Source organism: Photobacterium minamisatsumaniensis, assembly GCF_050336695.1.
GTDB classification, from domain to species: domain Bacteria; phylum Pseudomonadota; class Gammaproteobacteria; order Enterobacterales; family Vibrionaceae; genus Photobacterium; species Photobacterium minamisatsumaniensis.
On sequence record NZ_JAKJSI010000012.1, the window covers coordinates 87,847 to 109,660 of the forward strand.

The 21,814-nt window shown below is 44.8% G+C and carries 25 protein-coding genes; 14 read left to right on the plus strand and 11 right to left on the minus strand.

Annotated features, from left to right (window positions below; all coding sequences use genetic code 11):
- Positions 1–2: 2 nt before the first annotated feature.
- The gene (locus tag L4D78_RS04180; RefSeq protein ID WP_428456049.1) at positions 3–455 is read right to left on the minus strand and encodes a DUF2919 domain-containing protein; all 453 of its coding nucleotides are present in this window, start codon (positions 453–455) and stop codon (positions 3–5) included.
- A 517-nt stretch (positions 456–972) separates the two neighbouring features.
- Here L4D78_RS04180 and L4D78_RS04185 point away from each other — a divergent pair.
- Together L4D78_RS04185 and L4D78_RS04190 are read left to right on the plus strand one after the other, a co-directional pair.
- A complete protein-coding gene (locus L4D78_RS04185) occupies positions 973–1,320 on the plus strand; it encodes a DUF2956 domain-containing protein (RefSeq protein WP_428465787.1) in 348 nt (115 codons plus the stop codon).
- A 25-nt stretch (positions 1,321–1,345) separates the two neighbouring features.
- Complete coding sequence (locus L4D78_RS04190) at positions 1,346–1,816, plus strand: DUF1499 domain-containing protein (protein WP_428465788.1); 471 nt, start codon at positions 1,346–1,348, stop codon at positions 1,814–1,816.
- Between the two features lie 330 nt (positions 1,817–2,146).
- On the opposite strand, the gene L4D78_RS04195 is transcribed toward L4D78_RS04190, so the two are convergent.
- The 6 genes from L4D78_RS04195 to napF all read right to left on the minus strand — a co-directional run bounded on the left by L4D78_RS04195 (position 2,147) and on the right by napF (position 6,723).
- Positions 2,147–2,281, minus strand: coding sequence for a TIGR02808 family protein (locus tag L4D78_RS04195; protein ID WP_428456046.1), 135 nt, complete (start codon positions 2,279–2,281; stop codon positions 2,147–2,149).
- Between the two features lie 22 nt (positions 2,282–2,303).
- Positions 2,304–2,879 carry a NapC/NirT family cytochrome c gene (locus L4D78_RS04200; RefSeq protein WP_428465789.1) on the minus strand — a complete coding sequence of 192 codons (576 nt, stop codon included), beginning with the start codon at positions 2,877–2,879 and terminating at the stop codon, positions 2,304–2,306.
- Between the two features lie 31 nt (positions 2,880–2,910).
- Positions 2,911–3,378: a nitrate reductase cytochrome c-type subunit gene (locus L4D78_RS04205; RefSeq protein ID WP_428456044.1), complete on the minus strand. Its 468-nt coding sequence runs from the start codon at positions 3,376–3,378 to the stop codon at positions 2,911–2,913.
- Between the two features lie 98 nt (positions 3,379–3,476).
- On the minus strand, positions 3,477–5,963 hold the full coding sequence (napA, locus tag L4D78_RS04210; RefSeq protein ID WP_428465790.1) for a periplasmic nitrate reductase subunit alpha: 2,487 nt from the start codon (positions 5,961–5,963) through the stop codon (positions 3,477–3,479).
- On the minus strand, positions 5,960–6,232 hold the full coding sequence (locus tag L4D78_RS04215) for a chaperone NapD (RefSeq protein WP_428456042.1): 273 nt from the start codon (positions 6,230–6,232) through the stop codon (positions 5,960–5,962). The genes napA and L4D78_RS04215 overlap by 4 nt, the downstream gene beginning before the upstream one ends.
- Positions 6,233–6,234: 2 nt before the next feature.
- Complete coding sequence (napF, locus tag L4D78_RS04220; protein ID WP_428465791.1) at positions 6,235–6,723, minus strand: ferredoxin-type protein NapF; 489 nt, start codon at positions 6,721–6,723, stop codon at positions 6,235–6,237.
- Positions 6,724–7,099: 376 nt separating this feature from the next.
- On the opposite strand from napF, the gene narQ reads away from it, so the two are divergent.
- Genes narQ through L4D78_RS04235 form a run of 3 tightly spaced genes read left to right on the plus strand, consistent with a single transcriptional unit; the run spans position 7,100 to position 9,768 of the window.
- A complete protein-coding gene (narQ, locus tag L4D78_RS04225) occupies positions 7,100–8,797 on the plus strand; it encodes a nitrate/nitrite two-component system sensor histidine kinase NarQ (RefSeq protein ID WP_428465792.1) in 1,698 nt (565 codons plus the stop codon).
- Positions 8,798–8,802: 5 nt separating this feature from the next.
- On the plus strand, positions 8,803–9,429 hold the full coding sequence (locus L4D78_RS04230) for a response regulator (protein ID WP_428465793.1): 627 nt from the start codon (positions 8,803–8,805) through the stop codon (positions 9,427–9,429).
- Between the two features lie 3 nt (positions 9,430–9,432).
- Complete coding sequence (locus tag L4D78_RS04235) at positions 9,433–9,768, plus strand: DUF4156 domain-containing protein (protein WP_428465794.1); 336 nt, start codon at positions 9,433–9,435, stop codon at positions 9,766–9,768.
- Between the two features lie 41 nt (positions 9,769–9,809).
- On the opposite strand, the gene L4D78_RS04240 is transcribed toward L4D78_RS04235, so the two are convergent.
- Both L4D78_RS04240 and ompW read right to left on the minus strand, forming a co-directional pair.
- Entirely contained in the window at positions 9,810–10,091 is a 282-nt protein-coding gene (locus L4D78_RS04240) for a winged helix-turn-helix domain-containing protein (RefSeq protein ID WP_428456037.1), read from the minus strand.
- A 226-nt stretch (positions 10,092–10,317) separates the two neighbouring features.
- A complete protein-coding gene (ompW, locus tag L4D78_RS04245; RefSeq protein ID WP_428465795.1) occupies positions 10,318–10,971 on the minus strand; it encodes an outer membrane protein OmpW in 654 nt (217 codons plus the stop codon).
- A 409-nt stretch (positions 10,972–11,380) separates the two neighbouring features.
- Between ompW and L4D78_RS04250 the strand changes: the two genes are divergently transcribed.
- The 5 genes from L4D78_RS04250 (at position 11,381) to L4D78_RS04270 (ending at position 16,457) form a co-directional block, all read left to right on the plus strand.
- Complete coding sequence (locus tag L4D78_RS04250) at positions 11,381–11,779, plus strand: MAPEG family protein (RefSeq protein WP_428465796.1); 399 nt, start codon at positions 11,381–11,383, stop codon at positions 11,777–11,779.
- 165 nt (positions 11,780–11,944) lie between these two features.
- Entirely contained in the window at positions 11,945–14,383 is a 2,439-nt protein-coding gene (locus tag L4D78_RS04255; protein ID WP_428465797.1) for a DMSO/selenate family reductase complex A subunit, read from the plus strand.
- Between the two features lie 12 nt (positions 14,384–14,395).
- A complete protein-coding gene (locus tag L4D78_RS04260; protein ID WP_428465798.1) occupies positions 14,396–15,013 on the plus strand; it encodes a DMSO/selenate family reductase complex B subunit in 618 nt (205 codons plus the stop codon).
- A 3-nt stretch (positions 15,014–15,016) separates the two neighbouring features.
- Positions 15,017–15,793, plus strand: a complete 777-nt coding sequence (locus L4D78_RS04265; RefSeq protein WP_428465799.1) for a dimethyl sulfoxide reductase anchor subunit family protein — start codon at positions 15,017–15,019, stop codon at positions 15,791–15,793.
- A 73-nt stretch (positions 15,794–15,866) separates the two neighbouring features.
- Positions 15,867–16,457: a molecular chaperone TorD family protein gene (locus tag L4D78_RS04270; RefSeq protein ID WP_428465800.1), complete on the plus strand. Its 591-nt coding sequence runs from the start codon at positions 15,867–15,869 to the stop codon at positions 16,455–16,457.
- 68 nt (positions 16,458–16,525) lie between these two features.
- On the opposite strand, the gene L4D78_RS04275 is transcribed toward L4D78_RS04270, so the two are convergent.
- Positions 16,526–17,770: a leucine-rich repeat-containing protein kinase family protein gene (locus L4D78_RS04275; protein ID WP_428465801.1), complete on the minus strand. Its 1,245-nt coding sequence runs from the start codon at positions 17,768–17,770 to the stop codon at positions 16,526–16,528.
- A gap of 233 nt (positions 17,771–18,003) precedes the next feature.
- Here L4D78_RS04275 and L4D78_RS04280 point away from each other — a divergent pair, with 233 nt between their 5' ends.
- The 4 genes from L4D78_RS04280 to L4D78_RS04295 are packed head-to-tail and all read left to right on the plus strand — an operon-like array spanning position 18,004 to position 20,466.
- Positions 18,004–18,363 carry an ArsC family reductase gene (locus L4D78_RS04280; RefSeq protein ID WP_428456029.1) on the plus strand — a complete coding sequence of 120 codons (360 nt, stop codon included), beginning with the start codon at positions 18,004–18,006 and terminating at the stop codon, positions 18,361–18,363.
- Between the two features lie 14 nt (positions 18,364–18,377).
- Complete coding sequence (gene dapE / locus L4D78_RS04285) at positions 18,378–19,508, plus strand: succinyl-diaminopimelate desuccinylase (protein WP_428465802.1); 1,131 nt, start codon at positions 18,378–18,380, stop codon at positions 19,506–19,508.
- Between the two features lie 37 nt (positions 19,509–19,545).
- On the plus strand, positions 19,546–20,244 hold the full coding sequence (locus L4D78_RS04290) for a M15 family metallopeptidase (protein WP_428465803.1): 699 nt from the start codon (positions 19,546–19,548) through the stop codon (positions 20,242–20,244).
- A complete protein-coding gene (locus L4D78_RS04295; protein WP_428456026.1) occupies positions 20,245–20,466 on the plus strand; it encodes a DUF2897 family protein in 222 nt (73 codons plus the stop codon).
- A gap of 77 nt (positions 20,467–20,543) precedes the next feature.
- On the opposite strand, the gene L4D78_RS04300 is transcribed toward L4D78_RS04295, so the two are convergent.
- Complete coding sequence (locus L4D78_RS04300) at positions 20,544–21,800, minus strand: glutamate-5-semialdehyde dehydrogenase (RefSeq protein ID WP_428465804.1); 1,257 nt, start codon at positions 21,798–21,800, stop codon at positions 20,544–20,546.
- Positions 21,801–21,814: the final 14 nt, after the last annotated feature.

Below are 21,814 nucleotides of genomic sequence, written 5' to 3' on the forward strand. Positions count from 1 at the left end.
CTTTACCTCTCTAAGGGCTTATCAGCAAATGTATTTTTGACTCGTGAGCTACGGCATAGGTAAATTCCTATCCACACAGTCAGTAACAAGCTGACTGCACGAGTCCAACTGAACGCCCCTTGGGTTAAGAACAGTTGATACACTTGCAAAGCACAATCTGCCGTATAGGACACCAGCAAAAATGTTTTGCCATGGTGCCAAACGATATTTATTAATTTATTATTTTTGTGTCTTTGCCCGGTTAGCCACATCAAAATGACAGCAGGTAAACCGAGTACCATCGCGAGATATAAATTCTCACGTAATGGGTACAATATTTCTAATACTTGAGCCCCTTGTTGACGGCTTGCTCCTGCCATGGCAAAAATCACCCACGCCTTGGCACTGAAAAAAAAGCATAACCACAACATTTTGGATGGCTTTAATAATCCGTGTTTATCATAAGCCTCGATCATATAGTGCAAACCCCGTCCTCCTCACTCTCCCGCTTAGTTAGCAATGGAGGTAATTAAACGTGTTTTCAATAGCTAAGGCTTTCACGCTAAAAATATATGCGACCCATGATGATACGCATCATCAATATTGTGTAGCTACGATAAATCATCCCACTATAACTGCCAGCCATAGAGGTAAATTCTGTGGTTCAACGCACGATTTGAGTAACCATCTTGCTAAGATGATCACATTTTGCAAAGTGGCAAACTCATTTTTCTTGTTTTATTTCAGAAATTAGCACAAAACAGAAAAGTATAACCAAACCATAGCAAATACAATTAAATCACTATTATTCATAAGCTTAATGATACTCGTGACATATTTTCCCTACCTCAATCTTTCACTAAAAAACTGAAATATTCCTACAAAACATTCGATATAGAACAACCGTATGACATAGCAAGAATAACAATCAGAGATACCATTCAATGTGGTCAGCGGTATAATTGCCGCAACATACACTATTTTTATCAAGCTATGACCATTAAAAAACAACCAAGTACCCTTTCACCAGAAACACAAGCAGAGGCCATGAAAATAGCCAAAGCAACCCAGAAGCCAGCACAAACGAAAGAGCAAACAAAATTAGTTGCTCAAGGTATTCAGCACGGTATTGAGCTGTACAAAAAACAACAAAAAGCAAAATCTCGTGAGCGTGATAAACTTCGTAAAAAACAAGTAAAAGAAAAGACTCAACCTCAACTCGAAACCTCTCAACAAGAAGAAGTTAACGCAGTCGTCGAACCACCAAAGACACAATGGCTTCCGTGGGGGCTACTGGTTATCTCTTGGATAGGTTTTATCGCTTACACTCAGTGGCTATAGCATTACTTCAAGCGAGGCGTTCAGGATGATTAAAAAGACCTGCATTGGCTTTTCTACACTCTTTGTTGCCACCTTGATTTCGGGGTGCAGTGACAGTAGCAGACATAGCAACGAAGCCAGTTTTCACTATCAAATAAACCAATTATGTGGCGACAAACCCAACTGTGTATCTACATTAGATACACGTGAAGAACACTTCATTGAGAGTTTTGTGCTGTCAGACTCTGGGCTATCACATTGGGATCAAATCAAACAGATCGCACTCACATTACCAGGTGCAGCATTAGCAGCCGAGGCCGATGGCTACTTTCGTATCGAGAATAGTAGTAGTGTTTTTCGCTTCATTGATGACTTTGAAGTGAAACTGTCAGGAGAAAAGCTAGATATCCGATCTGAATCGAGGGTGGGATATTCAGACTTTGGTGTAAATCGAGAACGAGCGGAGCAGTTTCGCCAATTACTGCTCAACGCTGGCTACCTTGAAGGTCAAAAATAAAATCGACAGTAATTGATAATAGTTATCATTTATATATACTTTACTTGTCACCTCGTGAGGTATTGTATGAATAGGATCAGTTTTTTACTCTTTAGTTTTCTTGGCTGTTTATGTATCGCTCTACTTCAACTGAGCGATATCCTTAGTGCTGAGCGCACCATGGTAAGTTTTATCGTCGAATGGGCTTCTATTGATCTGATTTGGCTCACACTACTCATCTTTGCTATTTATCAATATTATGGCTTCGCCACAAACACCTCCAAGGCAATAAAAAAGCCACGCCCTAAATGTTAAGACGCGGCTTTTCTAATCAATAGACCAATACTTGGACTATACGTTTTTATCTTTACCCAGCGAGAGTAGCCATACAGACAGTACCGCTACAACAGCAAAACCGGATAAAATGATCACTGGCATGGCAGCATAGCCAAGCACATTCCAAATGATTGATTCAAGTGTACTCATTTCACACCTCTTTTAACTCGGGTTACTGCCAGCCTTCAATATTTTTCATGTCAGGCAGTTTATGGGCAATACCTTTATGGCAATCAACACAGGTTTTATCACCTGACGCTAGTGCCGTTGAGTGTTGTTTCACACTACGAGGACCTTGCTCTGAGAAATCCATGAATTCGAATTCATGACAGTTACGGCACTCCTGCGAATCATTTTCTTTCATCCGGTGCCACTCACGGTTAGCAAGGTAACCCCGCCGCTCTTCAAATTTCTCTTTCGTGTCAATCGTCCCCATCGCATGGGCAACTAACTCTTTTGATGCCTGTACCTTACGAACCATTTTATCGGTCCAGTTATGCGGTACGTGGCAATCTGAACAAATAGCACGAACACCAGAGCGATTAGCAAAGTGAACTGTTTCACGAATTTCTTCTACGATTGGTGCGTGGCAACCCGCACAGAACTCTTCTGTATTTGTTGCCTCCATCCCGGTGTTAAACGCACCCCAGAATAGTAGCCCGCCCATAAAGCCCATAAACAGCACTAAGCCAACAGCAACTTTACTTGGTGACGTTATCCTGCGCCAAAATGTTTTTAATAGCTTCATCTTATAGCCTCTCTTTGATTAATGGCTATAACTAGCGCAGTGCATCAACGCGCTGGAAGTCATTTTCAACCAATGGCTTAGCATCCGCTTGAGGTACGTGACACTGCAGGCAGAAGTAACGAGCAGGTGATACATCAGACAATACTTGGCCTTCACGCGGTGACTGATAGTGGGTCACACTGATCTTGGTTGCGCCCATTTCATTCGCGTTCTTCCAGCTGTGGCAAGCCAGACATTTATTTGCGTTCTGAGAGACTTCATAGTTACGGGTTGTGTGTGGTATCAATGGTGGCTGATACACGTAGTCACTATCAATCGTGCCTTGATCTCGCGGGTAGCGTTTCATTGGATCAGCAGCACGTGTCGCTTCAAGCTCACTGGCACCACGTAACGATTCTACCCCGCCAATACCACCAGGGTTATGCAATGCTTCTTCACTGTGTACCGTACCGGCCAGCATCATACCGATAGCCATGACTGCTAAGACTAGTCGTTTCATTTTTTTCTCCGCCTACAGGCTAAATTCGAGTCAAAGATGGTCTGTCTATCACTTTAAATATTGAGATAGACAGCCAGCCTTTTCATAAAATTGAATCGTTATACTTTGGTTATTTTAATTGGGCACTTCTTGAAATCGGTCTGCTTCGACAGCGGATCGGTTGCATCCATGATCAATTTGTTCACCAAAATACGTGCATCAAAGAAAGGTACGAAAACCAAGCCTACTGGTGGGCGGTTACGACCGCGAGTTTCAACACGACAACGTACTTCACCACGGCGAGATTCTAACAACACTTCATCACCGCGACGCAAACCACGCTCTTGTGCATCAGTTGGGTGCAAATAACACAGTGCATCTGGTACCGCTTTGTATAGCTCAGGAACACGGCGCGTCATTGTACCCGTATGCCAATGCTCAAGTACTCGACCAGTACATAGCCACAAGTCATATTCACTATCTGGCACTTCTGGAGCAGGCTCAAACGGTGCAAAAATAATGTCTGCTTTACCATCTGGCTTACCATAGAAACTGAAACCAGCACCTTTCGGTACATACGGGTCATTGCCTTCAGAGAAGCGCCACTGGGTTTCTTTACCATCAACAACCGGCCAACGAAGGCCACGAACCTCATGGTAAGTATCGTAAGGGGCTAAATCGTGTGCCTTACCGCGACCAAAGGCAGCATATTCTTCGAACAAGCCTTTTTGAACGTAGAAGCCCTGTGCTTGAGCATCATCATTAAGTGCTTGTGCTTCTGATAGCGGGAACTTATCAACCTGACCATTCTTGAACAGCACATCGTACATTGTCTTGCCACGGTACTGAGGTGCGTTAGCGAGTAGTTCATCGCCCCACACTTCTTCGACGGTGAAGCGCTTTGAGAATTCCATGATTTGCCAAAGATCAGACTTTGACTCGCCTTGTGTTTCTACCTGCTGGTACCATGCTTGAGTACGGCGTTCAGCATTTCCATACACACCTTCTTTCTCTACCCACATTGCAGTTGGTAGAATAAGATCTGCCGCTTGCGCCGTTGCTGTTGGGTATGGGTCAGAACATACAATGAAGTTCTCTGGGTTACGGTAACCCGGTAGACGCTCTTCATTAATATTAGGGCCAGCCTGCATGTTGTTGTTACACATGATCCAGTAAGCGTTTAGCTTACCGTCTTTCAACATACGGTCTTGCTGTACCGCGTGGTAACCAGGTTTTGGCGGAATTGTGCCATCAGGTAGCTGCCAGATTTTCTCAGCAAAGGCACGGTGTTTAGGGTTAGCAACAACCATATCAGCAGGCAAACGGTGAGCAAACGTACCCACTTCACGGGCAGTACCACATGCAGAAGGCTGACCGGTTAGCGAGAATGGGCTGTTACCTGGCTGAGAGATCTTACCGGTTAGCAGGTGAATGTTGTAAACAAGGCTGTTCATCCATACACCACGCGTGTGCTGGTTCATACCCATGGTCCACAGTGACATCACTTTGGTTTTCGGATCTGCATACTGTTTCGCCATATCAATCAGTTTCTCTTGAGAAACGCCTGACATTTCAGATGCTTTTTCTACCGTATACTCAGCCACCGAAGCTTTATACTCTTCGAATGTCATTGCATGCATTGCACCAGAGTTAGCATTTTTCGCTTGCTGCTGTAATGGATGCTCATCACGAAGACCATAACCAATGTCGGTTTCAGCACGCTTAAAGTTAGTGTGCTTATTCACGAAATCCCAGTTCACTGCATCATTCTGGATAATGTAGTTAGCAATGAAGTTAGCAATTGCTAGATCCGTTTGAGGTTCGAAGATCATACCATTGTCAGCCAGTTCGAATGAACGGTGATAATAGGTAGACATTACATTCACTTTAACATGTGGATTACTTAAGCGACGGTCAGTAATGCGTGTCCATAATACAGGGTGCATTTCTGCCATGTTTGAGCCCCAAAGCACAAACGAATCAGCATGTTCGAAATCATCGTAACAACCCATTGGTTCATCAATACCAAAAGTACGCATGAAACCAACAACAGCAGACGCCATACAGTGACGAGCATTTGGGTCAATGTTGTTTGAACGGAAACCCGCCTTCATCATTTTCGATGCGGCATAGCCTTCCATTACTGTCCACTGACCAGAACCGAACATACCAACGCCAGAAGGGCCTTGCTTCTTCAGTGCTTCTTTCCACTTATCAGCCATTACATCAAAGGCTTGATCCCAAGAGACAGGTTGGAAATCACCGTCTTTAGCATACTCACCAGATTTCATACGCAGCATTGGCGTTTGTAGACGATCCCTTCCGTACATGATCTTTGACAGGAAGTAGCCTTTAATACAGTTAAGGCCCTTGTTAACTGGTGATTCAGGGTCACCCTGAGTAGCTACGACACGACCATTCTGTGTACCCACTAACACTGAACAACCTGTACCACAAAAACGACAAGGCGCTTTGTCCCACTTAATTTTTGTTTCATCAGAGCTAACAATTAAGTTAGTCGCTGTTGCTGGCAGTGAGATGCCTGCGACAGCTGCTGCCGATGCAGCGGCGTTTGCTTTCACAAACGCACGTCTTGTCATTTTCATGAATCATCCTCAGATTGCGAGTCAAAGTGTTCAATTTGGTGATACACTAAAAACGTCGTTAATACGTGTTCTAAGTTATTTATTTTATCTATTGTGTCAGTTACATAGCCTTGATTTTCTGTTTCCAAAACTACGATAACCTTCCCTTCTTCACTGTCGCCGTATATTTCTGCATTTGGCATTGCCGAAATCTGGGTCTTTATCGATGCCAAATATTCCGGCTTTACATGAACAACTAAGCTTGAGATGTGTACTTCTTGTAATGCCATTGCTAATTCTCTTCGTTATTATTCATTACCATGGTGATTGCCGATGTCGGACAAACCGACACACATGCGCCACACCCCGTACAATCCACCCAATTCAACTCTGGCTTAGCCACCCCGCCAAACTGGAGCTTAAAACTGATGGCTTGTACATCACACATATCCCCACAGCTGCGGCACTCAATATTTTTATGGGCTAAGCACCCTTCATTGATTTGTGCCACCAGCGGCCAAGGTTGCTCCGTTTGTGGCTGGAATAGCGGCTCAGGGCAACTATCTGCACAACGGTAGCAAAACGTACATTCACCACGGTTAAAGTCGACAATAGGAAACCCACCATCGCCTTTGGTAATAATTTGTGTTTCACAGGCACTAATGCATTTATTGCAGCGTGTACAACTGTCAGTAAATACATCTTCATCCACGACCCAAGGCATTCTCTGTAAGTCAGGTCGGCGCCGAGTTAGCAAGCGGCGACGGGAGCAATCAAACATAGATTCTATCCTCGTGAAATATTATGAATAAAAATGGGTATTACGAGCTAATTGTGACCCGTTGAAATAACATAATACCTGTGACCAACGAATGAACATTCAAAACCATTCATAAGTTGTCTTTTTTTTACACGGCAAGTTTAAATCTAGTAATAAATGCTTAAATACCCACTTAGGGCTAAATACCGGGGTAAATTGTTTTGGATCAATAAATTTAAACCGCAACGCTCACACTATGAGCTCAAAAACACTTTTGAGCCGGAACAAAAAATCACTCACCAAAGTTAAAAAAACACAACTTATAATTAATATAGACCAGCCATGATTTAAAATGGCCTTTGCTTACGAGTAAACCAACGATTCATAAGGAAAATACGTGCAAAATAGGCCGCTTAAGCCCGTTACCACTACGATTGCCCGTGCGATGCTCGCAATTTTACTGCTCTCGGTCGCTACCACGAGCTTTGCGCTACTCACATTAGCCTCAAGCTTGAATGATGCAGAAGCTGTTAATGTCTCGGGTTCACTCCGGATGCAAAGCTATCGCTTAGCTTATGATATAGAAACAGAGTCACCGACCCTGATCGAGCATCTCGACCAGTTCGAACGTTCCCTGTTTTCTCCCTCCATGGCAGCACTTGAACACTGGACTGTGCCAACCGACATAAAAGTACATTATTACAACCTAATCGGCCGCTGGGAGAGCCTTCACCCACTGTTACACAATGGCAATGAGCGGGCTTTTTTAGGGGAGGTAAAACAGTTTGTTGATCGCATTGATCAGTTTGTTTACGAGCTGCAAGAATTTTCAATTATCAAACTACAAATACTCTCTGTTGTCGGCGGACTTGGCCTTAGCCTGATATTGATCGTGGCACTGTTTACCATTCACTTTACTCGACGAAAAATTGTTACCCCACTTAACCAATTAGTGCTCGCGAGCGAACAGATTCAAGAAGGTCAGTTTAACCTTAACCTCAATGTTAAAAGTGATAATGAACTCGGAATCCTCGCGGAAGCTTTCAGCACAATGGCTTCAGAATTGGGCAAACTTTATCGAAATTTAGAGCAAACCGTCGATGAAAAAACACGTCGATTACAACAAGCCAATGACTCATTACAAGTACTTTATGATTGCTCACAAGAACTAAAAGAAAGCCGCTTAACATCAAAAAATTTCTCAGCCATGCTCGACACGCTATTGGCGATTGAAGGCCTTACGGCAACCAAGTTAATTATCGAAGAAAGCAATGGGCTTAACACTGAGATTTCCTCCGGACACCCCTCAGATGCCACTTGGCATTTTCAAGACCTAGAGTTGGATGGCCAAATTCTTGGACAACTTTGGTGGCAATACACCCTACCTTGCCCAGATAAGATCCTACTGGAAAATATATCGCGAACACTGGCTCGAGGTATCTATTACAACAGAGCACAAAAACAAGCTGAGCAATTATTATTAATGGAGGAGCGTGCTACGATAGCCAGAGAGCTTCATGACTCACTCGCCCAATCTTTATCGTATTTGAAAATTCAGGTGACCTTGCTTAAGCGCCAGCTTGGAAAAGATGAAATGGAAAATGCGATGGCGATTATTGGTGATATTGATACGGGGCTGTCTAGCGCCTATACACAGTTACGAGAATTGTTAAGTACATTTCGTCTGACCATTAAAGAAGCCAATTTTGGTGAAGCGTTGGTTGAAATGCTCACTCCTCTTGAAGAGCAGAGTGATGCTTTGTTAGTGATTGATAACCAAATTTCGTCACTAAACCTAGATGCACAACATCAAGTGCACCTATTACAACTGATCAGAGAAGCAGTATTAAACGCGGTTAAACATGCTAAAGCTGATGAAATTATTGTCACTTGCCATCAAAACAATAATGACATCACCATCAGCATTAAAGATGATGGTGATGGGTTTGATCCTAGCACCGAAAAGCTGAATCATTATGGTCTTACGATCATGGCTGAACGATCTTCGCGACTAAACGGTAAGCTCGATATTAAAACAACCCAAGGCGCAGGAAGCGAAGTCATTCTAGATTTCCAGCTTGAGCCTCAAGGATAAAAAATATGACGTGTTGGAAAATTATGATTGTGGATGACCACCCGCTTATGCGCCGTGGAATAAGCCAGTTATTAAGCTTTGAGAGCGACTTTGAGATCATTGGAGAAGCCAGCAATGGGGCTGATGCCGTCCTGCTCGCCTGCGAAACCGAGCCTGATTTAATCCTATTAGATTTAAATATGAAAGGCATGTCTGGTCTTGATACGCTCAACGCAATGCGAGCAGAAGGTGTACAAGCCAGTATTGTCGTATTAACGGTATCAGACAGCCGCTCTGATGTTAAGGCACTCATTAATGCTGGTGCTGATGGTTACTTACTTAAAGATACCGAACCCGACCAACTGATAGAGCTACTTAAACAAGCCTTATGCGGCGGTAAAGCCTATAACGATATCGTGCGTGAGTACTTGGAAGAAAGCAATGAGCAAGACTCGCTTCTCGATAGTTTAACAGATCGAGAAACGCAAATATTACAAGAGGTTGCAAAGGGCTATCGCAATAAACAAATTGCTGACACGTTATTTATTTCAGAAGCGACAGTAAAAGTGCACATGAAAAGCTTGTTGAAAAAACTGCAGGTTAAATCACGCACAGCTGCAACCGTGTTATACCTTGAATCACAAGGCCAATAAACAGTGAAATTATCTCGATGCTTGGTAGCTCTTATTGGACTCACACTCTCTGGCTGTGCCGTAAAGCCGCTCATGCCAGAGGCTCAGTCTGTTGATATTCACTGGGGAAATCAGCCAGAGCTGTCTAGTTGTATTAAGCAATCTGACTTGATCGGCACCGAAGGACATTGGTATACATTCTGGTTTATCAGCAATAAAGATTTAATGCGGGGTGCGCTTAACGACCTACGCAACCAAGCCTATCTGTCCGGCGGTAATACGGTATTACTGTATAGCCCACAGTCGTTTGATACCTCAGTAACAATTCTAGGTAACAGCTACCACTGTGCGAAACCTTAAGATAATAGAGAATAAAAAAACCGCATCACTGCGGTTTTTCATTAGCAAGAGACCGAAGTGATGATATCCCTCTCTCTCGATTCAACCCATTGAAGGTCGAAAGGCCCCCAATCGCTTAACTGATAATAGCCATCATTGTGGCGCTTACCATCCTGAACAAAAGCCAATTCAATACCAAAGCCTGGCAGGGCTTTCAATACATCTTGAATGGTACGACGTGGCCAGCCAGTAATTTCAATCAGTTTAGGAACGTTGGGACGTTCTAGCTGCTCAACCAATAATGCGAGATAAAGACGACGGGCAAAAACCGGATTCAATTCCATTGAGACCTCCATAATTTGAGGTTTCATTATTCCGACTTCTACAAAATGGTTGTTGAGTTTGATCAAAATGAGGGAGGATTCCCCCATTTATCAAAAGAAAATTAGTGATCCAACTCTCACTAACGATTATCACTCACAATCTTAAAACAAAAAGTAACATGCAATCAATTACTTGCAAGATGAACATTTAAAGGTCATTTGCATTTTGAATCCATGTCATTAAGGGTTAAAAAGTGTAACCAACAGCAAGCATAAAGACCCAAGGGTCAATATCTGTACTCACTTTCATCTGAACGCCATCCTGTTTGAACTTTACATCGGTACTAATATCAGCATACCAAATCGATGCGCCTGCAAACCATTTATCGTCAATCATGTAATCCAGCCCGACATTTGCCGCCAGCCCCCATGAATCATCCAATGAAAGATCGCTTAAACCAACACTTTTCCCCGTGCCGTTAAACTCTTCATTGAAGAAAGTGGTGTAATTCACACCAGCTCCAACATAAGGGCGGAACTTGCTTCCACTGTCCATAAAGTAGTACTGCAACATAAAGGTCGGTGGTAGATGTTCGACCTCAGCAATATCACCTGTTGCATCAAGTGATACCTTGTGTCGGAACGGTGTGGCGGCTAACACTTCCAGGCTAATATTATCAGTCAGCATATAACCAAAGGTCAGGCCGAGTTGGGTATTTGACCCAACGCCAAACTCACCCAGATTACCGACACCATCAAGAATAACATCATCGCTGCTTTCGTTAGGAACAACGGCTGCCGCGCCAGCACGAATGAGGATGTCCCCTTTCTTGTGAGCAAGTGCTTGAGGGGCTGAAACGATAGCGGTCAAAATCGCTAAAGTACAAAGGGTCTTTTTCATTATTATTGACTCCATTCATGTATATAAATAAACCATTTTTATGGCTTTTCGACATTCACTTTTGAATGGAGCAGAATGTAACCAGTTTAATATTCAACAACATTGATTGAAATCAATTTACAAAAATTAACAATAACAAATAACTTTTGATACAGATCAATAACCTTAAATTACCATTTAACCATATGGAAAAACACGGCGAAAAATGTCACCTAAGCTCCCCGTAATGCCTAACCCAGCTCACAGAACAGACACATAAAATACGCGCCTGACTATATTACCTTGGCAAATGATGCACTTAATTGCTTCCTCAAAAAATCTGAATACAGCATCAGCTATAACAAGCTTTCACTTTCGATGACCTCACCTAAACTAATGGCATGTACTTCCCGTTCGTTGAGAAGCCTATATGACACCCGCATTCTGGTGCATCCTGATCATTATTTTTATCAACTATCTACTTGCTGGAATTGGTGGTTGGCTGACCATCAAACAAACTGGCCGGTTTGATATCAATCAGCCGAGGATCCAAGAGCGTGAACTCACAGGTGCAGCAGCGAGAGTAAAAGCCGCCCAAGCAAATGGCTGGGAAACCACAATCGTATTTGCAAGCTGTGTCTTTATCGCGCACTTAGCGGGGGTTCCCGAAGCAGAAGCAACGTTGCCAGCCTCGGCTTTCGTTATCTCCCGTCTGGTATATATGATCTGCTACGCGTGTAAACTCAGTCCATGGCGAACCATTGTTTTCTTGGTTGGTATTGCTAATTGTTTATGGCTTATAAAACTCGCTATGATTTACAGTGCTTAAGCCCTCCAGACCCGCCATCGAACTAACCTCCAACCGTTCTTACTAGAACCTCATTAATGGCGTGTTACAAATTATGACGAAATATGAAAACCCTCTTGATGATGATCATATTTGTATACCTCTAAATAGTTAATAGTGCTCATAAGTAATATAGAGGCATTATTAATGACAATAACCCATAAAATAAAATCGCACCTATTAAGTCGCCGGAAGTTCATGCAAAACTCAGCTGTCTTATCTGGAGCTGCCGCCGCGGCAAGTGCAATCTCACTCCCATTTAAAACTCACGCAGCCTCAGTCGACGTTCAAACTGAAGAAAGCATCAAATACAGCGCTTGCTTGGTCAATTGCGGCAGCCGTTGTCCATTTAAGGTACACGTTAAAAATGGTGTCGCCGTTAAGATCTCTCCTGAAGACGGGGTTAATGAAGCCATCTTCGGTCAGCATCAAATCCGTCCTTGTTTGCGTGGCCGCTCAGCCCGCTGGCGCACCTATAACCCTGACCGCTTAAAGTACCCAATGAAACGCGTGGGTAAACGTGGTGAAGGCAAATTCAAGCGTATTAGCTGGGATGAAGCAACAACCATCGTGGCAAAAGAGTTACGTCGCGTGATTGATACCCATGGCAATGAAGCAATTTATTACCAATACGGTTCGGGCCTAACGGGTGCCAACCTACAAGGCCGTAATACCTGTAAGCGTTTGCTCAATTTAGCTGGCGGCTTCTTGGATATGCATAATACATATTCAGAAGCGCAGCTGAACACTGTCCAACCTTATATTTTTGGTCAAGCTGGCAATATCTACGGCACGGAACAACAAACGTTATTTGCCGAGATCAAAAACTCGGATTTAGTCGTTATGTTTGGCCAAAATTTGGCTGAAACACGTATGTCGGGTGGCGGCCAAATTGCTGAAATTTATCATGCTTTAGAGCAAAGTAACGCCAAGGTCATTATCATCGACCCACGTCGTACCGATAGCGTGACAGCCTTTGACAGTGAGTGGCTACCAATCCGTCCGGGTACCGATGCAGCACTGGTTGCCGCTATGGGTTACACCCTGATCACCGAAGAACTGATCGACGATGAAATGCTTAATCAGTATGCCATCGGCTGGGATGAAAATACCCTTCCAGAGAGCGCCCCAGCTAATTCATCTTACAAGTCTTACATTCTTGGCTTAGGCGAAGATAACACGCCAAAAACAGCAGAATGGGCAAGTGAATTAACAGGGATCCCTGCGGTACGTATTCAGCAATTAGCACGTGAAATTGCCAATGCCAAAGCAGCATGGATATCTCAAGGTTGGGGGGTACAACGTACCCAAACAGGGGAACAAGCTTCCCGTTCAATCATGATGCTGCCAATTATGACGGGCCAATTCGGTCGTCCAGGAACAAATATCGGCACATGGGGCGGGAGTGTCCCGTACGGCCTTTCAGGTTTAGCGCTACCTAATCCAATAAAAGTCTCTATTCCTTGCTTCTTGTGGACTGACGCAATTGTTCGCGGTGAAGAAATGACCGCGAAGGATGATTATGTCCGTGGCCGTGAAAAACTGACAACCAATGTCAAAATGCTCTGGAATTACGCGAGTAATATTTCAGGGAATCAGCATTCCGACCTAAACCGTACGCATGAAATCCTCACGGATGAATCGCTGGTTGAGTTTAATCTGGTTTGGGATAACCACATGACCCCAACAGCAAAATATGCCGACTTGCTGCTGCCTGATGTCTCTACACTCGAGTCTGATGATCTGATCAATAACTCATACCAGTCAGGCTCATATCATTACCTTGTGCGCCTACAAAAAGCCGTTGAGCCAATGTGGGAAAACCGCCCGACCTATGATGTATTAGCTGAAATTGCTGGAAAAATGGGCTTAAAAGAGCAATTTACGGAAGGCCGCACCTATCAAGAATGGGTTGAGCATGCCTACAATGAGGTTCGCAAGAATAATCCAGCCCTCCCTACTTTTGCTGATACTGATGGCATGGGGATCATCGATCGCCGTGTTGCCGACAGCAGCCAACATATCGCGCTGAAAGATTTCCGAGATAACCCTGAGGCAAACCCTCTAAAAACACCATCAGGTAAAATTGAGATGTATTCAGAAGCACTCGCACAGCTTGCTGAAGTACGTACGGTACTTGAAGGTGACAAGATCTCACCCATTGCAGAATACCACCCTGCAATTGAAGGCATTGAAGATGTTGAAACACTCAAGAGCTACCCACTTCAATTAACCGGATTCCATACCAAGGGCCACTGCCACTCGACCTACTCTTCTGTCGCACAACTAAAAGAAGTTGCGCCTGATGTTGTATGGATCAACGACATTGATGCCCAGCAACGTAACGTTAAAAATGGTGATGTAGTCGAAGTGTTTAACCATCGTGGTCGATTACGTATGCCTGCGAAAGTAACAGCTCGAATGATGCCGGGCACGGTTGCTATCCCTGAAGGCGCTTGGGCACAGAAGAACAAAGATGGTGTTGATGTCGGTGGTTGTATCAATACATTGACGACACAACGCGCGACAGCCTTGGCGAAAGGTAACCCACAGCACACCAACCTAGTTGAAATCAAACGAGTCTAAGGAGAATAACAAATGAAGCAATACGGTTTTTTCGTAGACTCAGCGAAGTGTACTGGCTGTAAAACATGTTCGGTAAGTTGTAAGGATGAAAAGGATCAAGATATTGGTCCTAAATTCCGCCGTGTTTATGAATATGGTGGCGGTATCTGGAAGAAAGACGGCAACACTTGGACCCAAGATGTCTTCAACTATTACCTGTCAATCTCATGTAATCACTGTGATGAGCCAACCTGTGTTGAAGGCTGTCCAACGGGGGCGATGCATAAACGTAAAGAAGATGGCCTTGTGGTCGTCAACCAAGATGCGTGTGTGGGTTGTCGTTACTGTGAAATGCGTTGCCCGTATGGCGCGCCGCAGTTCGATGCCGAGAAGAAGGTGATGTCCAAGTGTGATGGTTGCTTTGAGCGTGTCGCAGAAGGCAAGAAGCCAGTATGTGTAGACTCATGTCCACAGCGCGCACTGGACTTCGATGAAATTCAGGTGCTGCGTGAACGTCATGGCCAGCAGAATGCATTTGCCCCACTACCCGATCCCGGCCTCACTCAACCGAACTTGATCGTTAAACCACACTCTGATTCTCGCCCTAGTGGCGATGAAACAGGTGCAGTGCAAAACCCGGCGGAGGTATAAACAATGCATGAATTACCATTAGTTTTCTTTACGGTATTTGGTCAAGCAGCTGCCGGCATTTTTGTTTTATCTTTACTGGCGCACACAACAAAGCAAATTGACGCAGAGCAGCTCAAAAAAGCCAATCTTGTCGCTGCCATTTTACTGGTTATCGGCTCTGCAATTGGCGGTTTACACATGGGCCAACCACTGCGTGCTTTTAACTTACTCTTCGGCTTAGGCCGTTCACCAATGAGTAACGAAATCGTACTGAGTGGCTTGTTCATGGCCTGTGCCGCAGCGACTGTTGCACTCAGCTATTTACCAGGAAAAGAGACCCTGCAGAAATTCAGCAACCAACTGACCGTTGTTAGCGGATTACTTTTTGCGGGTTCAATTCCACAAGTTTATCAACTCGCCACCGTTGCGAGCTGGGATACTGCCCATACCACACTACAAATGTGGCTATCGGTATTGGTGATCGGCGGCGCATTCTCGTTAATGCTCGGCGCACAAAAGATTGGCGTGGCAACATTAACGGTTGGTGCTTTAATCTCGTTGTTTGCAAAGCCAGACTACATTGGTTTTGTGACACAAGTTGTGCCTGATTTGGCCGTACAACAGTATGGCCTTTGGGGCATGCAAGCCGCCGCGTTATTAATTGCGGTCGCGATTGGCGGCTATGCCTTAACGCAAAAAACGGTTGCAAAGCCACTATTGATAACAGGTGCAGGGGTAATATTAGCAGGCGAATTAATCGGTCGTATCGCCTTCTACAATTTGTGGGCTATCTCAATGTAATATCATTGCCCGGCGTCAAGCCGGGCAATCAAGCAAACTCACGACACAACAAATACGTTCAGGAGAATATTGGATGATCACCGTTGTACCGAGAATCTTAGGTTTTCTCTTTTACTACTCACCCTCGCACCCAGCAATGGCAAACATTCTTCCCGCAATTTCTGATCTGGCTGACTTTTTTGAAGAAGCACAGCAAGACAGCATTCGGCAACACATTGCGCCTATAAACATCGATAACAAATCATTGCTTGCGCATGATTACAGTACGCTCTTTGAAGGTATCGGTGAAATGCCAGCACCACCTTGGGGCTCGGTATATCTTGATCCTGAAAATATCGTGATGGGTGCAACCACGTTACGTTACCGTCAGTTTCTTAACCAACATGCTATCGCGCTCAATACCGAAATGAATGAGCCTGATGATCAGTTTGGTTTAATGCTTCTGGCTTTCGTGGAAATGTTGGAATCAGAAAAGTACGACGCGGCAGCAGAATTACTGCAAGTACATCTACTGCCATGGGGAGACCGGTATCTACAGGTCGTACAAGAGACAGAAAAACTCTCGTCTTTTTACCCGCAACTCGCGAAAGTGGCCCAGGTTTATTTAGCGGATATTGCCAAGTTATTTGAGGTTACACCGGCTAAAAGCCAGCTATACCGATAACGGCAGCGCTAATCACGGCAAATAATCGCTCGGTTCTCTATATTCCGAGCGATCATTTCAAGTCGATATCACGACGTTTGTATACGTCGCTTTAATTGGCAGATCGTTTTATTGTTTCGATCCGCCTCAACACAAACACTCACCAAATCATCAATAAAATGCACTAAGGCACGATGTTCAATCTGTTTGATTTTTTGCTGCTGATCGGCTGTTAACATGTGGTACATCGATGCGGCACCGAAGTCACCAAAGATGATATTGGCAGCGTCATCAAACAAGGTGTTATGTGCATATAAATCACCATGGCACACTTGGTTGTCATGCAAATGGGCAAACACCTCTTCCATTTGAGCCACCATTTTCTCGATTTGCTCGGCCTTCAAAGCAAAACCGGCAGGAAAGGTATCTCGAGTACAGGTATCGAAATTTGGCGGTAAACCCAAGTTTTTGTAGTGCAGAGGGATCAAATTCATGATCAAGGCGCGATAGCCAGCTTCATCAACCTGTGCCAGCGATTGAACCAAGCCTGGATGATTCCCCACTTTCAAACACGCCTGTAATTCATCTTCTGGGTAGCCATCGCTCGTCACTTCGCCTTTGAATACTTTCACGGCGATATCATCAGGGAAATCAGTTTGTGTCTGATGCCAATTCGCCTTTGAAATAACGCCGGATGCACCTTGCCCAAGTACATCACCAAGTTTGAAACTCGAAGCCGAAACTGTCGGGACCGATTTAATATTCACATTTGCCTGGCAGAATGGATTACCCGCAAAAGCAAACCAAGCCAGTTTCGGTAATCCCAGCAATTGATCTGGGCAGTCAGTCAGCCTGTTCGCGGATATCCGCAGCAACTCAAGGTTATCTAGTTTACTCATAGTCTGCGGCAGCGACGTTAAACAGTTCCCCGCCAATGCCAGCTTTTGTAGACGTGTTCTGTCACCCAACGAATCCGGTAACACTTCGATTCTATTGTCAGTCAGTATTAACCAACGTAGCTTTAGAGGCAGTGAACCTTCCGGTACTTGGTTGATATGGTTTGATTTGAAACCAATCATTTCCAGCTCTGGGCACTGACCAAGGACTACAGGTAGCGTGTCAAATAGGTTATTTGATGCAAAAAGGATCTTTAATTTTTTGAGTTGACTCAGTTCTTCAGGAAGAGCACTTAATTGATTATCCGATAAATCCAAGATCTCCAAGCTGTCAGCCAGCGATAAAATTTCCAAAGGAAACGTTGTCAGGTTTTCTGATAATTTTAAACGTTTGATACCTGTCAGTTCGCCAGATTTAAGCTGAGAAAGTGTCTGCACAATTATGAATCCATTGTTAAAGGGGGATCGAAAGCGGCGGCTAGTGTACTCGAAAGCGAAGCCTGATTAAAAGGTACGCCGTGTCTGGATCACACTCTTGCGTCTCTCAGTGGGATAAGTCAGTATTAGGCACATAACTAGATAACAACAAAGACTGTATCTTTGATAGCGATAACGTCACTTTTATGCTTTTCAAACACATGTCTTATCAGCACCTTAAGGACAATTACAAGATGACGACTAATACCGTTGCCTATGGAATTAAAAACTGCGATACCGTAAAGAAAATGAAGAAGTGGATGGAGGCTGAAAATATTCAATTTAGTTTCCATGACTACCGCGTAAACGGTTTAGATCGTGACATGCTCGTCCAGTTCGAAGCACAGCTTGGCTGGGAAGCCATGGTAAACAAACGCGGCACCACGTACCGCCAATTAAGCGATGAGCAAAAAGCGGGTCTTAACCAAGAAACCGCTATTGAGCTAATGCTGGAGTTTCCAGCCATGATCAAACGCCCGCTGCTGGTACATAACGACAGCTACCACCTTGGCTTTAAGCCTGCCCAATACCAACAAATTTTCCAAACTAGCTAATGAAGGATACAAGGATGTCAGATAGCCCAGTCATCGCGCTTGCGAAAGATTTTATCAGCCGCCAATCAGTCACCCCAGAAGATGCCGGCTGCCAAGACGTGATGATTGCACGCCTAGAGCAGCTTGGCTTTACCATTGAAACCATGGTGTTCGAAGATACAACCAACCTGTGGGCACGTCGCGGTACAGAAGCCCCGTTGTTTGTCTTTGCAGGTCATACCGATGTGGTACCAGCAGGGTCGCTTCAGCAGTGGCATACGTCGCCTTTTGAACCGACCATTATCGATGGTTATCTTCATGGCCGTGGTGCCGCCGATATGAAAGGGTCACTCGCCTGCATCATTGTTGCGATTGAACGCTTCCTCGCAGAGCACCCAGATCATAACGGCTCGATTGCCTTATTGATCACCTCTGATGAAGAAGGCCCATTCATTAATGGTACGACCCGTGTGATTGACACCCTTGAAGCACGTAACGAAAAAATCGACATGTGTATTGTCGGTGAACCATCAAGTACCCATGCCGTTGGTGATGTGGTGAAAAATGGACGTCGTGGTTCAATTACTGGTGATGTCATTATCAAAGGGATTCAAGGCCACGTTGCTTACCCTCACCTTGCGGAAAACCCTATACACCGTGCTATGCCAGCATTGGCAGAGCTAGCTGCAACAACGTGGGATAACGGCAATGCCTACTTCCCACCCACCAGCTTCCAGATCGCGAATTTATCTGCTGGAACAGGCGCTTCAAATGTGATCCCAGGGGAGTTCCATGTTCAGTTCAACTTCCGTTTTAGCACTGAATTAACCGCTGACGATATTAAGCGAAAAGTGCATTCAGTTCTTGATGCTCACGGGCTAGACTATGATCTAACGTGGACATTCAGTGGGCACCCATTCCTTACTGATGAAGGTACATTGCTGGCTGCAGTGGTAGAGGCAATTGAAGAAGTTAACCATAAGAAGCCTGAGTTGCTCACAACGGGAGGGACGTCTGATGGACGCTTCATCGCTCGTACTGGTGCTCAAGTTATCGAACTGGGCCCTGTCAATGCCACTATCCATAAAGTCAACGAGTGTGTGAAAGTTGCTGACTTAGAGAAGCTCACCGACATGTATCAGAAAGTGTTGGAAAAAGCCCTTTGATTGAACATTCAATCAACCATGGATACTAACCACCTTCATGATTAAACACCCAACGAATGTCCGGCAGCATACTGCCGGACAACTTACCGGACAACTTGACACTCACTTGGTGCCATTTGGTCAACATTTCGTGCACCAGCAAGCAGCTCCAGCCTTGCAGGCGTTAAAAAATGCCGCGCTCAAAGCTGGATTTGATCTTCAACTAGCCAGCGCTTTTCGCCCTTTTGAACGGCAACTCTTGATTTGGAATGCGAAGTTTTCCGGCCAACGGCCGCTACTCGATAGTAACAGTCAACCATTAGATCCAAGCGCGTTAAGTGAACTCGATAAAATTCACGCCATTATGCGTTGGTCAGCCTTACCCGGAGGCAGCCGCCACCATTGGGGCACCGACGTTGATGTCTACGCGGCCAATTGCCTGCCTAATGGTACCCAGTTACAACTTGAACCTTGGGAGTATCAAGGCCAAGGGCATCAGGCTGAATTCAGTCTTTGGTTAACAGAAACCATGCCTGAATACGGCTTCTACCTCCCCTATCGTGAAGACCGAAATGGGGTTGCCGTTGAGCCGTGGCACATAAGCTACAGCCCAATAAGCAATATACTGCTTCATCAATTCACTTCTGACATGCTCAAGCGCACACTTAGCAAGGCCGACATAGAAGGAAAGTCGCAGATATTGATAAACCTTGATAGTCTTTATAGTAAGTACATAGAGAATATCTGTGAGGTGTAAATGGAATGGCTACTAAACCCGTGGGTAATCAGCATAGTCATCGTTAGTGTGGTGGTCAGTAATATTGCGGCTTTGAAGTACACCGCTAACATGAAATTTGGCGTTAAGGATAAGGCTGAATACATGCAAAACAAGCAATCGCGTGAACAAGAGCTTGATGAGCTAATACATAAACAAGCCATCAACGACCGCAAGAAGAAAGAAAATGAAGACAAGGCATAAAAAAACGGGAACTCGAGGTTCCCGTTTTCTTAATGGTTAGTTCTAAGCCAGAGTTTACGCGAGCAAAGAAATAGCTATCACGAACGTGAGAGATAGTCTGCGATACCCACCCACTTATAACTCGTCAGCTCTTCCAAACCCATTGGCCCGCGTGCATGTAGCTTTTGGGTTGATACCGCGACTTCAGCCCCTAAGCCAAACTGCGCACCATCAGTAAAACGCGTTGACGCGTTAACATATACAGCAGCTGAGCCTGCTGCGTTAACAAAACGCTCGGCAGCTTGCAGGTTATCGGTCATGATCGCATCTGAGTGGCTAGCATTATGCTTACGCATATGAGCAACGGCGTCTTCGACTCCACTAACGACTTTGATGCCTAGGGTGTAGTTTAGCCATTCGGTATCAAAATCACCATCGACTGCTTTACGCAGGCTTGCTGCTTTACCTTCAAGCAAGGCGTACGCCGCATCATCGGCAACTAAGTCAACCTTACTGCTATTCATTCGTTCTGCAAGGCGAGCAAGGAATGCTTCAGCAACTGACTCATCCACGAGTAAAGTATCAAGTGCATTACAAGCCGAAGGTCGCTGCACTTTGGCATTTTCTACCACATCCAGCGAACGTGAGAGATCTGCTGAAGCATCGACATACACATGGCTGATACCAAAACCACCGATGATCACTGGAATAGTACTGTTCTCTTTACACATTTTATGTAAACCAGCACCACCGCGCGGGATGATCATGTCAACATACTGATCCATTTTCAGTAACTGAGAAACCAAGTCGCGATCCGGCTTTTCGATATATTGTACTGATGCTGCTGGTAACCCTGCTTTCTCCAGTGCCACTTGGATCACTTTTACCAATTCCATGTTTGAATGGAAGGTCTCACGCCCACCACGCAGAATACTTGCGTTGCCCGTTTTCAAGCACAGTGCTGCGATATCAATGGTGACGTTTGGTCGAGCTTCGTAAATCACCCCAACAACACCTAACGGTACACGGCGTCGGCTTAAGCGCATCCCGTTTTCTAATACTTTACTATCTAGCTCTGCACCAACTGGATCATTCAAGCTGATCACGTTACGTACATCGTTGGCAATACCACTTAAACGCTCGGCATTAAGCAATAAGCGATCAATCAGCGCATCAGTCATGCCTGATTCGCGAGCGGCTGCAATATCTTTTTCGTTGGCTGCAAGAATCGTGTCTTGGTTCGCTTCTAGCTCATCGGCGATAATCGCCAATGCTTGATTTTTCTGTTTTGTTGCTGCGGTTGCCAATTCAAACGCGGCCTGTTGCGCCTGCTGGCCCATCAGTTCAAGATTCATTTTCTATTCCTTTA